The sequence below is a fragment of the Lentzea sp. NPDC051838 genome, assembly GCF_040681245.1.
Lineage (GTDB): Bacteria > Actinomycetota > Actinomycetes > Mycobacteriales > Pseudonocardiaceae > Lentzea.
The window spans coordinates 1,192,481-1,203,078 of record NZ_JBFAYI010000001.1; the positions used below are offsets into that span (position 1 = coordinate 1,192,481).

At 69.3% G+C, this 10,598-nt stretch carries 11 protein-coding genes; 3 read left to right on the forward strand and 8 right to left on the reverse strand.

What is annotated here, in order from left to right:
- Positions 1-40 precede the first annotated feature (40 nt).
- The gene (locus AB0M24_RS05465; RefSeq protein ID WP_363761346.1) at positions 41-832 is read left to right on the forward strand and encodes a helix-turn-helix transcriptional regulator; all 792 of its coding nucleotides are present in this window, start codon (positions 41-43) and stop codon (positions 830-832) included.
- On the opposite strand, the gene AB0M24_RS05470 is transcribed toward AB0M24_RS05465, so the two are convergent.
- Genes AB0M24_RS05470 through AB0M24_RS05495 form a run of 6 tightly spaced genes read right to left on the reverse strand, consistent with a single transcriptional unit; the run spans position 816 to position 7,300 of the window.
- The gene (locus tag AB0M24_RS05470; RefSeq protein WP_363761348.1) at positions 816-1,967 is read right to left on the reverse strand and encodes a lipid-transfer protein; all 1,152 of its coding nucleotides are present in this window, start codon (positions 1,965-1,967) and stop codon (positions 816-818) included. The genes AB0M24_RS05465 and AB0M24_RS05470 overlap by 17 nt on opposite strands.
- Entirely contained in the window at positions 1,964-2,347 is a 384-nt protein-coding gene (locus AB0M24_RS05475) for a MaoC family dehydratase (RefSeq protein WP_363761350.1), read from the reverse strand. The genes AB0M24_RS05470 and AB0M24_RS05475 overlap by 4 nt, the downstream gene beginning before the upstream one ends.
- The gene (locus AB0M24_RS05480) at positions 2,334-3,257 is read right to left on the reverse strand and encodes a bifunctional MaoC family dehydratase N-terminal/OB-fold nucleic acid binding domain-containing protein (protein WP_363761582.1); all 924 of its coding nucleotides are present in this window, start codon (positions 3,255-3,257) and stop codon (positions 2,334-2,336) included. The genes AB0M24_RS05475 and AB0M24_RS05480 overlap by 14 nt, the downstream gene beginning before the upstream one ends.
- Entirely contained in the window at positions 3,257-4,384 is a 1,128-nt protein-coding gene (locus AB0M24_RS05485; protein ID WP_363761352.1) for an acyl-CoA dehydrogenase family protein, read from the reverse strand. Before AB0M24_RS05485 ends, AB0M24_RS05480 begins: the two co-directional genes overlap by 1 nt.
- Entirely contained in the window at positions 4,374-5,405 is a 1,032-nt protein-coding gene (locus tag AB0M24_RS05490; RefSeq protein ID WP_363761354.1) for an acyl-CoA dehydrogenase family protein, read from the reverse strand. The genes AB0M24_RS05485 and AB0M24_RS05490 overlap by 11 nt, the downstream gene beginning before the upstream one ends.
- Positions 5,405-7,300: an acyl-CoA dehydrogenase family protein gene (locus AB0M24_RS05495; protein ID WP_363761357.1), complete on the reverse strand. Its 1,896-nt coding sequence runs from the start codon at positions 7,298-7,300 to the stop codon at positions 5,405-5,407. The genes AB0M24_RS05490 and AB0M24_RS05495 overlap by 1 nt, the downstream gene beginning before the upstream one ends.
- 158 nt (positions 7,301-7,458) lie before the next feature.
- Here AB0M24_RS05495 and kstR point away from each other — a divergent pair, with 158 nt between their 5' ends.
- Positions 7,459-8,034: a cholesterol catabolism transcriptional regulator KstR gene (kstR, locus tag AB0M24_RS05500; protein ID WP_363761584.1), complete on the forward strand. Its 576-nt coding sequence runs from the start codon at positions 7,459-7,461 to the stop codon at positions 8,032-8,034.
- Positions 8,035-8,110: 76 nt separating this feature from the next.
- Positions 8,111-8,515 carry a hypothetical protein gene (locus AB0M24_RS05505; RefSeq protein WP_363761359.1) on the forward strand — a complete coding sequence of 135 codons (405 nt, stop codon included), beginning with the start codon at positions 8,111-8,113 and terminating at the stop codon, positions 8,513-8,515.
- A 2-nt stretch (positions 8,516-8,517) separates the two neighbouring features.
- Here AB0M24_RS05505 and AB0M24_RS05510 read toward each other — a convergent pair whose 3' ends face one another.
- Together AB0M24_RS05510 and AB0M24_RS05515 are read right to left on the reverse strand one after the other, a co-directional pair.
- Entirely contained in the window at positions 8,518-8,814 is a 297-nt protein-coding gene (locus AB0M24_RS05510) for a hypothetical protein (RefSeq protein WP_363761361.1), read from the reverse strand.
- Between the two features lie 118 nt (positions 8,815-8,932).
- On the reverse strand, positions 8,933-10,522 hold the full coding sequence (locus AB0M24_RS05515) for a LuxR C-terminal-related transcriptional regulator (protein ID WP_363761363.1): 1,590 nt from the start codon (positions 10,520-10,522) through the stop codon (positions 8,933-8,935).
- Between the last annotated feature and the right edge of the window lie 76 nt (positions 10,523-10,598).

Here is a 10,598-nt window from a genome sequence, read left to right on the forward strand (position 1 = left end):
TGCGGCAGCCAGCACCCCGTCAGGGATACCCTCGCGGTCGATGACACGTGACAACGTTCTCGGCGAGTTCCTCCAGGCGCGGCGGGCCCGCGTGCGGCCTGATGAGGTGGGGCTTCCGGCGTTCGGGCGGCGCCGGGTGCCCGGACTGCGCCGGGATGAGCTCGCTCTGTTGGCTGGCGTCTCGGTCCAGTACCTGACGCGGCTGGAGCAGGGGGTCGACCGGAACCCGTCGGCTCAGGTCGTGGACGCGCTGGCGACGGCTTTGCGCCTCGACGCTGACGCGACGGCTCACTTGCACGCCCTCGCCGCATCGCCGTCCTCGCCTGCCACTGATGCCGCGCCGCCGCCACCCCGCGAGGCGACCACGGCGGTGCAGCACCTGCTCGACTCGTGGGGCAGCACTCCTGCCTACGTCCGCGACGGCCGTTTCGACGTGCTGATGGCCAACAAAGCGGCCATGGTGCTCGCCCCGCTGTACCACCCCGGTCGCAACCTGGTGCGGGACGTGTTCCTCGACCCCGCCGCCCGCACGCTGTTCCCGGACTGGCCGGACATCGCCGCGCAGACCGTCGCGGCCCTGCGGGCGACCGCCGATCCGCGCGACCCGCTCGTGACCGAACTGCTGCCGCACGACGAGTTCCGGTCGTTGTGGGCCAGGCACGACGTCCGCCCGACCCGGGACGAGACCAAGCGGTTCAACCATCCCGACGCGGGCCTGCTGACCCTGCGTCGCCAGTCCCTCACCATCGCCGGAGCCGAGGACCAGGTGATCATCGTCTACCAGGCTGAACCCGGCAGCTCCTCGGCCGACGCCCTCATGAAGCTGCTGTAGCGCCCAGCACCAAGCCACTCGTCGGCACCCCTGTTCCCGCGGTGACCAGCACGTGCTCCACACCGTCAACCTGGTTCGCCGCCGTACCCCTCACCTGCCGCACCCCTTCGGCGATGCCGTTCATGCCGTGCAGGTAGGCCTCGCCGAGCTGGCCGCCGTGCGGGTTGAGCGGCAGCGCGCCGTCCATTTCGAGTGCGCCCGTCTTGATGAAGTCCTTGGCCTCGCCTCTCTTGCAGAAGCCGAGCTCTTCCAGCTGGACCAGCACGAACGGCGTGAAGTGGTCGTAGAGCACCGCGACGTCCACATCGGACGGACCGATGCCCGACTTCTCCCACAGACCTCGCGCCACCACACCCATCTCGGGCAACCGGGTCAGGTCGTCGCGGTAGTAGCTGGTCATCGTGAACTGGTCGACGCTGCTGCCCTGCGTCGCCGCCTTGATATGCGCGGGCTTGTTCGGCAGGTCGCGCGCCCGCTCCGCTGACGTGACGACCAGCGCGACTCCGCCGTCGGTTTCCTGGCAGCAGTCGAGGAGGTGCAGGGGTTCGGCGATCCAGCGGGAGTTCTGGTGGTCTTCGAGGGTGATCGGCCGGTTGTGGAACCACGCGTGCGGGTTCGTGGCGGCGTGCTTGCGGTCGATCACAGCGATCCGGCCGAAGTCCTCGGACGTCGCGCCGTACTCGTGCATGTAGCGGCGGGCGAACATCGCGACCATCGCCGCCGGTGTACCCAGCCCCATCGGGTACGACCAGCTGTTGTCGATGTTCACGGCGGCCGCGGTCTGCACCTGACCGAACCGGTGGCCGGAACGTTCGTTGAACGCCCGGTAGCAGACGACGACCTTCGCCGCGCCGGTCTCGACGGCCATCGCGGCCTGCTGGACCGTCGCACACGCCGCCCCGCCGCCGTAGTGGACGCGGCTGAAGAACGTCAGCTCCGGGATCCCGAGTTCGCGCGCGACCGCGATCTCGGCGTTGGTGTCCATGGTGAAACTGACCAGTCCGTCCACATCGGATGGTTGCAGGCCGGCGTCCTCGATCGCCGCTTTCACCGCCTCCGCGGCCAGCTGCAGTTCGCTGCGGCCCGAGTCCTTGGAGAAGTCGGTCGCGCCGATGCCCACGATCGCGGCGCTCATGCCGGTACCTCGATCTTCACGATGCCGGTGACGTGGTCGCCGTGATCCGTCCTGCCGACGACCTCGATGGTCAGGCCCTGGTCTTCTTTCTCGATGACCTGGCCGAAGAACTTCAACGTGTCGTAGGCGTAGCAGGGCGCGCCGAGCCGGATGTTCACCTGACGCACCAACGCTTCCGGGCCCGCCCAGTCCGTCACGTACCGCTGCACCAGCCCGGTCGTCGTGAGGATGTTGATGAAGATGTCCTTCGAGCCGCGCTGGATCGCCAGGTCGCGGTCGTGGTGCACGTCCTGGAAGTCACGGGTGGCCAGCGCGGTGCTGATCACGAACGTCGGCGTGGCCTCGACGTGCCACTCTGGCAGCGAATCACCGGTCCGCACGGGGCCTCCAGCTCGGCATCGTCAGTTCGTCGTCGACCTTCGTGAACACGACCTCGACCGGCAGCCCGATGCTCGGCTCGCCGTGCAGCTCACCCAGCATGCGCACGCCCTCGTCCAGCTCGATCAGGGCGATGACGAACGGTGTCTGCTTGCCCGGCACCTGCGGGTGGTGGTGCACGACGTAGCTGTAGACCACGCCGCGGCCGTCCGAAAGGAGGTACTTCGGTTTGGTGGCACCGCATTCCGGGCACATCGGGCCGGGCGGGTGCCGGAGCAGGCCGCACTGACCGCACCGCTGGATGCGCAGCTCGCCCTCACGGCAGCCGTCCCAGAAGTATTGAGTGTCGCGGTTGACGGCGGGACGAATCGCTTGTGGTTGAGGAAGTTGCGGCTGGGTGGCGGGTTGGGTCGCAGGGGCAGAGGCTTCTGGTGTGGTGTCGGGTTTTGCGGCGGGCCTGAACTTCAACACCCGGAAGCGCATCTCCGCGACCGCCTCGTCGCCCACCCACCACGTACTCCTGGTGGTGACGAACCAGCCCTCCCCCAGCCCGGTCTTCTTGGGCCCGGTCACGTCCTCCAGCGACGTCGTCACCGACAGGTGCTCACCCACGCGCAAATACCGGTGATAGGTCTGGTCGCTGTTGGTCGCGACGACCGACGTGTACCCGGCCTCGTCGAGGATCTTCATCATCGCGCCGAGCGGGTCGTCGAGCGTGCGCTGGCCGTGCAGCCCGGCCATCGTCCACACCTGGACCATCGCGGGCGGCGCGACCTCGGTGTAGCCGGGGTGCTCGTCGCCGATGGCCTCCAGCCAGTTGTTGATCATCGGCAGGTTGACCGGGTCACGCGCGAGCCGTGGTGCGCACTCGCCCTTCTCCGCGATGCGGGCGGCTTCCTTCTCGATGTCGATCATCGCACCACCCGTGGTAGTCCGAGGCCGATGCTCGTGATCAGCTCGCGTTGGATCTCCTGCACTCCGCCTCCGAAGGTCAGCACGAGGTTGCGCCGTGCCTGCACGTCCAGCCACCGGACGAGTTCCGCGGGAGCGCCGTGCCGTCCGACGAGCTCCTCCATCAGCCGGCCGACGCGCTGCGTGCGGTCCGCGGCGAACACCTTGGTGGCGCTGGCATCCGCGACCTCGACCTCGCCGGAAGCGACCTGCCAGTTCAGCAGCTCGTTGACCCGGTGCACCGCACGCGCCTCGGCGAACGCCCGCCGCACGTCCGGCTCCCCCAACAGCTCGCGTTCAGCGGCCCAGTCGTGCACCCGTGAGATCAACGCGCCGAGCCTGCCGGACGGGCCGAGCATCACGCGTTCGTGGTTGAGCTGGGTGGTGATCAGGCGCCAGCCCTTGTTCTCCTCGCCGACCCGCATGCTGACCGGCACGCGCACGTCGTTGTAGTAGGTGGCGTTGACGTGGTGCGCACCGTCGCACGTGATGATCGGCGTCCACGAGTAGCCGGGGTCGCGAGTGTCGACGATGAGGATCGTGATGCCCTTGTGCCGCGAGTCCGTCGCCCCGGTGCGACACGCCAGCCACACGTAGTCCGCGTCGTGGCCGCCGGTCGTGAACGTCTTCTGCCCGTTGACGACGTACTCATCACCATCGCGAACAGCCTTGGTGCGCAACGCGGCCAGGTCCGTGCCCGCGTCCGGCTCGGTGTAGCCGATGGCGAAGTGCAGGTCGCCGCTCAGGATCCGCGGCAGGAAGAAGTCCTTCTGCTCCTGCGTCCCGAACGCCTGGAGCGTCGGCCCGACGGTCTGCAGCGTCACGTACGGCAGCGGCACGTCCGCCCGCGCCGCCTCGTTGACGAAGATCTGCTGCTCGACCGGCCCGAAGCCGAGACCACCGAACTCGACGGGCCAGCCGACGCCCAGCCTGCCGTCCCGCCCGAGCCTGCGCACGAGCTCGCGGTAGGTCGCGCCGTGCCGTTCGGTGAGCATCGCCTCCCGCTCCTGGTCGGACATGAGGTTCGCGAAGTACTCGCGCAGCTCGTCCCGCAGCCTGAGCTGGTCGGCGGTGAGATCAATGAACATCGATGGCCCCCAAGCGGTGCTCCACTCCGCCGACGAACCGCGTCAGCTCCTTGGCCATGCCGTAGTAGCGGTGCATCGGATACGTGATGTCGAGCCCGAGCCCGCCGTGCAGGTGGTGGCAGGTGTGGACGGCCGGCAACGCCTCAGCCGCCAGCCAGTACGCCGCCGTGTCGAGGTCGGTGTCGTCGAGGTTCCAGCAGGCGGTGAGGGTCGCCAGATGGAGCGTGCGGGACGCGATGTAGACGTCCGCGACCTGGCACGCGGCGGCTTGGAACGTGGAGAGCGGCTTGCCGAACTGGTGGCGGGTGCCCACGTGCTTCACGGTGAGGTCCAAAGCTCCGGCCAGGACTCCATCGGCGACGGCGCAGGCACCGGCCAGGGCGAATCGGCGGATGCCCAGTGCCGCGTCGCGGGCGGGCAGTTCTCCCGAGGCCGTGTCACCGGCGTGCGGCTCGCCCAGCACCTCCCCCGCGGCGCAGTCGAACTCCACCCGGTGGTCCGATGTGGACACACCCTCTCCCGCCGGGTCGACCACCACCACGACCGGCACGCCCTCCAGCGTCGCCGACACCAGGATCCGTTGCGCCGCTGCGGCATGCGGCACGTTGATCTTCACCCCCGACACCACCACCCCGGCACCCTCCCGGCGCGCGGTGGTTCCCGGTTCCGCGGGCAGCGGCGACGACGGCTCGCTCAGCGCCGCCGTGAACACCGCGTGCTGTTCCGTCACCAGCGGCAAGAGCTCTTCCTGCTGCTGAGGAGTCCCGTACCGCGCGATCGGCAGCACTCCCAACGCAAGAGTCGCCAGCGCCGGTACGTCCACCGCCCGCCGCCCGACCTCGGTCAGCACCGCGGCCGTCTCCAGGACGCCGAGACCATCGCCACCGAGCCGTTCCGGAACGGCGAGGGACAGCAACCCCGCCTCTCCCAAGGCTTTCCAGGGCGTGTCGCTCTCCTTGCCCAGCACGTCGGCCGCCAGCCGGGCGATCTCCTGCTGGGTCTCGTCGAGACTGAAGTCCATCAAGGCTCCCTCGGTAGACCGAGAATCCGTTCGCCTGCCAGGTTCATCAGCACCTGCGTCGTCCCGCCCGCGATGCTCAGACACCGCGTGAGCAGGAACTCGTAGATCTCCGGCCCGTGCACCGCGCCGTCAGGACCGAGCAGATCGACCGCGAACTCCGCGACGTCCTGCCGCTGCCGCACCCCGACCAGCTTGCGCACACTGGACTCCGCGCCCGGTTCCTGCCCGCTCAACACCCGCAGACTCGCGCGGTGGTCCAGCACCGACACCGCGATTCCCTGCGCCACCAGCTCGCCGAGTCGCTCAGCATGGTCAGCCGCTGATGGTTGCTGCAGAACACGTTCTAGCGTCTCGCCGAGCGACGACCCCATCGCGACCCGCTCGTTGGCGAGCGTGGTGCGGGCAAGGCGCCAGCCGTCGTTGACCTCGCCGACCACGCAGTCATCAGGTACGAACACGTCGTCGAGGAACACCTCGTTGAACCGCGCGTCGCCGGTGATCTCCCGCAACGCCCGCACGTCGACACCGGGCGACCGCATGTCGACCAGGAAGTACGTGATGCCCTTGTGCTTCGGCACCGAGGTGTCCGTGCGGGCCAGGCAGATCGCCCAGTCGGCCTCGTGCGCGAGCGACGTCCACACCTTCTGCCCGGTCAGCCGCCACCCGCCGTCGGCCCGGACTGCCTTGGTGCGCAACGACGCCAGGTCCGACCCGGCCTCGGGCTCACTGAAGAGCTGGCACCACGTCAGCGAACCCCGCAGAGTCGGCCACACGAACCGTTCCTGCTGCTCAGGCGTTCCGTGGCGGAGGATCGTCGGCCCGGCCCAGCCGCCGATGATCAGATCCGGCCTGCGCACGCCGGCCCGCGCGAACTCGTCGTCGATCACGAGCTGCTGAACAGGCGACGCGTCCAACCCGTACGGTCGAGGCCAGTGCGGCACGAGATATCCGCTGTCCGCCAGGCGTTCCCGCTGGCCAACGGCATCCAATGAGGCGAGCTCCGCAGCGAACGCCCGAACCTCGGGATCACTGGAGATCTCCACGGAATGCGACCGGCGCATGCCCTGCGACGCCAGTTCGGCAACCCGCCGACGCCACCGACCGACCCCGCCCGCGAGCTGCTGCAACGCCAAAGCCCTGCGCAGATAGCGGTGAGCGTCGTGCTCCCAGGTGAACCCGATCCCGCCGAGCACCTGGATGCAGTCCTTGGCGTTCCGCACGGCAGCGTCCAAAGCGACAGCGCCCGCCACCGCGGCCGCCAGCGGATGTTCGTCCTCTCCGAACGAGACAGCGGCGTCCCACGCCACCGAAGAAGCCTGCTCAGACCGGCACAGCATCTCCACGCACAGGTGCTTCACGGCCTGGAACGACCCGATCGCGCGCCCGAACTGCTGCCGTTGCCGCGCATACGAGACCGCCGTGTTCAGGCACCACGCCGCCACCCCGCTCGCCTCGGCGGCCATCAGCGTCACGGCCAGATCAGTCGGATCGGCCACTTCGACGCCAGGCTCGTCAACCTGCACCGACCCCAGCGACCGCGACAGGTCCACCGAGTCCAGCGCGGTCACCCGCGAGGCGGGCACGAGCCGCCAGGAGTCCGTTCGCACCAGCAGATGCGTCGCCTCGGCAGCACCGACCACGTGCTGAGACGAAAATCCGAACCCGGCAATCCCGTCGAACTCGGGCACCAGCACGGACACCAGCGCCGTGGGCAGCAGCGGCCCCGGCACCAGGTTCTCCGCAGCCCGTTCCAGCATCACCGCGAGATCGGCGACGGTGCCGCCCTCCCGCGTCACCTCGAAGAACCCGACCCGGACGAGGTCAGCCCACTCGCCCTTGGCCGCGTCCACGCTGTCGCGCAACGCTCGTTGTTCCCCGGTCGTGGCGATCGGCATGCGGCCTCCTCCATACGTGAAGGAGTTTATAGAACGTGTTCTAATTCGGGCAACAGATCATGGGCCGGAATACGATCGAGTACGATGAAGGGGCTGCTGCAACACGTTTCAGGAGGATCATCTCCGTGTCACCTTCGAAGGCGCGCACCGACGCACTCATGGCGGGCGAGGAGCTCAGCTCCGCGGCCCAGCGCGAGCGGCGCAAGCGGATCGTCGACGCGACCATCGCGCTGGCGTCCAAGGGCGGGTTCGACGCCGTCCAGATGCGCGCGGTGGCGGACAGGGCGGACGTCGCGCTGGGCACGTTGTACCGCTACTTCCCCTCGAAGGTCCACCTGCTCGTGTCGAGCCTCGCGGTCGAGCTCGAACGCGCGCAGGAGAAGATGGACCGCACCACGGTCCCCGGCGACAGCCCGTACGAGCGCGTGCTCTTCGTCCTCGGCCGCATCACCAGGGGCCTGCAGCGCAACCCGCACCTCACCGAGGCGATGACGCGCGCGTTCACCTTCGCCGACGCCTCCGCGGGCGCCGAGATCGACAGAGTCTCGTGGCTGATGGAGAGCATGTTCACCCGCGCGATGAGCGCCGACGAGCCGACCGACGAGCAGAAGGCCATCGCCCGCGTGATCGGCGACGTGTGGCTGTCCAACCTGGTCGCCTGGGTCACCCGCCGCGCCACGGCCACGGACGTCGCGAACCGGCTCGAACTGACGGTCCGCCTGCTGCTGAAGTAGGTCAGCCTGCGGGATGACCTCGCGGTCACTCCCCCGAACGATGCAGGGGCACGCCGGGCCCAATACCGTCTGTCCTATGAAGACTCTCGCGGTCGTGCTCGGCGTGCTGGTGGTGCTCGGCGGAGGAACCGTCGCGCTGGTGAACCACTACGGCGGCTGGAACACGCTGGTCGGCAAGGCCTGGGCGATCACCTACGAGGTGACGACGGAACCCGCCGCCGCCACCCCCGTGCAGATCGAGTACACCGAGAACCCCGACCGCTACAAGAAGGCCTCCCCGGTCGTCGTCACCAAGTCGGCGCCCGCCCCGTTCACCTCCGAGGTGGTCATCAACGCCGGCGAGAAGGCCGAGATCACCGCGACCCCGAACGCCGGTCAGGCGCTGAAGTGCCGCATCCTGCTCGACGGGGTGAAGGAGCTGGCGACCGCGACGGCCGCGCCCGGCCAGAAGGTCAGCTGCACGACCGTCACCGGTACCTGAGATCACGCGGTGAGCGCCGGGGCGGACGCGAGACCGAGTGGCCGCTCCGCGAACGCCCGGTCCGCGTCCACGGCGTAGCTGCGGTTCTCGCTCGCGTCGCCGAGCACCGAGTCGACCCAGCCCTGGACCGCGGCGAGGGAGTCCGACTCCCACAGGCAGGTCACCGTGCTCAGGTCCTGAGCCGGGTAGAACTGGAGCACCTTGACGCCGGTGGGAGCGCCGTCACCCGAGATCAGCTGCTGGCCGCGCGCGAAGGCGTTCTCGGGGTTCTTGATGTGGTGGTGGACGATGACGTACATGGCGTGCCTCCTCGTGTCGAACCGATGAACACGACGCTAGGGAGACAGGTCACGGCGTCGCTTCACGAGGACTGACCAACCCGGACGACGACCGGATCACCAGAATTGACCACGAGCCTCAGGCGAGGTGGTGTTCGTGGGCGAACGCGCTCGCGGCCGTCCGCGAGGAGACACCGAGCTTCACGAAGATGTTCTGCAGGTGCCGGGCCACCGTGTGCTCGCTGAGGAACAGCGTCCCCGCGATGTCGCGGTTGCTCTGTCCCGTCGCGACCAGGCGGAGCACCTCGATCTCCCGTCCGCTGAGACCGTGCCGGTCGGGTGGCGTGAGAGCCGCGACGTCCGGTCGTGCCCCCAGCGACGTGAACGTCTCCAGCGCCGCCCGCAGCTCCAGCGCGGACGAGTCGTCGTCGCCCAGCAGGCCGCACGCCCGCGCGATCAGAGCACGGCTGCGGGCGGCTTCGTACGGCGCCTCGATCCGCTGCCAGCCGTGCCAGGCCCGGCGTGCCTCGGTCAGCGCCAGCTGCGGGTCTCCCGACGCCAACGCCAGCGCCGCGAAAGCGTGCGAGGACATCGCGTCGATGGCCTCGTTCTCCTGCTGCCGGGCGATCTCGTCGAGCTCCCGGCACGCACCGGCGGCCGCGTCCAGGTCGGTCGCCAGCATGATCTCGACGTAGGCCGGCAACAGCGCGACCCGCGGCAGCCCTCGGGACGTCTCCGCCACGACCCGGCGGATCATGGCGGCCGCGGCATCCGGTTTCCCTTGCGCCAACCGGAGAAGTGCGTGGCCGGGTTGCGGTTCGCGACCCAGCGCGCTGGCCCGGCGATACGCCTCCTCGGCGAGCGCGAACTCCCCGCGCAGGCGGTGCACCTCACCCGCGCGGTAGGCGGCGTCTCCGCACGCCCGCTCGTTCAGGGCACCGCGGGTCAGTTCCTCGGTCACCCGGCCGAGCTCGGCGAGCGCGTCGTCCCACGCCCCGCCCAGCGTCATGATCTCCGCGCGGTGCACCAGGCAGACGCCCTTGTGCGCCACCATCTCCTGCTGCTGCGCGCACCACCGCGTCAGCGCGGCCGTCCACTCCCTCACCCTGCGCAGCTGGTAGACCTCGCGGCAGAAGGAGATCGTGTTGCAGTACACGATCCCGGCGACGATCGGCGAGAGCTCGCCCGTGGTCACGGCGACCATGGTCTCGTCGATCAACCGCAGGCCGTCCCGCGCGCGCCCCAGCCGGACGAGCGAGTGCCCCTGTTCCATCATCCCCATGGCGACGAGGTCGTCGTCGCCGAAGCGCTCCCCCACCTCGACGATCTCGGCGGCGACCAGGCCGGCCGCTTCGGCCTCGCCGCCGATCAGGTGGTCCAGCATGTCCGCGATCAGCACGTAGCCGCGTTCGGCCACGTCGCCCCGTTCGCGTTCGAGCAACCGCCGCGCACGGGCGAACCAGCCCAAGGCGGGTGCCATCTGCCCGTGGAACAACAAGCTGTGCCCGACCCAGAACGCGCACCGCAGCGCCCGCATCGGCGCGCCAGCACGCAGGTGGGCCTGATGGGCCTGTTCCAGGGCTCTCACGTACTCGTCGTCGCGACCGAGCATGTAGGCGGTGCGCGCGAACAGCTCCAGGTCCGCCGCGTCCAGGTCCCGGCCGCTGAACGCGGTGTAGGCGTCCTGCCAGTTCGCCGGTGTCACGACCACCTCCGACCGCCGCGTCATCCTGGCACAGGTCACCCCTTTCAGCCGGGTGAAAAGACATGGCACCGCGAACCGGACAAAACGCCGTGATACATCG

Excerpts from the sequence above, each read along its gene's own strand:
- AB0M24_RS05510 (WP_363761361.1), bottom strand. The coding sequence starts at position 8,814 with ATGTACGTCATCGTCCACCACCACATCAAGAACCCCGAGAACGCCTTC.
- AB0M24_RS05505 (WP_363761359.1), top strand. The coding sequence starts at position 8,111 with ATGAAGACTCTCGCGGTCGTGCTCGGCGTGCTGGTGGTGCTCGGCGGA.
- AB0M24_RS05490 (WP_363761354.1), bottom strand. The coding sequence starts at position 5,405 with ATGGACTTCAGTCTCGACGAGACCCAGCAGGAGATCGCCCGGCTGGCG.
- AB0M24_RS05485 (WP_363761352.1), bottom strand. The coding sequence starts at position 4,384 with ATGTTCATTGATCTCACCGCCGACCAGCTCAGGCTGCGGGACGAGCTG.
- AB0M24_RS05515 (WP_363761363.1), bottom strand. The coding sequence starts at position 10,522 with ATGACGCGGCGGTCGGAGGTGGTCGTGACACCGGCGAACTGGCAGGAC.
- AB0M24_RS05495 (WP_363761357.1), bottom strand. The coding sequence starts at position 7,300 with ATGCCGATCGCCACGACCGGGGAACAACGAGCGTTGCGCGACAGCGTG.
- AB0M24_RS05470 (WP_363761348.1), bottom strand. The coding sequence starts at position 1,967 with ATGAGCGCCGCGATCGTGGGCATCGGCGCGACCGACTTCTCCAAGGAC.
- AB0M24_RS05465 (WP_363761346.1), top strand. The coding sequence starts at position 41 with ATGACACGTGACAACGTTCTCGGCGAGTTCCTCCAGGCGCGGCGGGCC.
- kstR (WP_363761584.1), top strand. The coding sequence starts at position 7,459 with ATGGCGGGCGAGGAGCTCAGCTCCGCGGCCCAGCGCGAGCGGCGCAAG.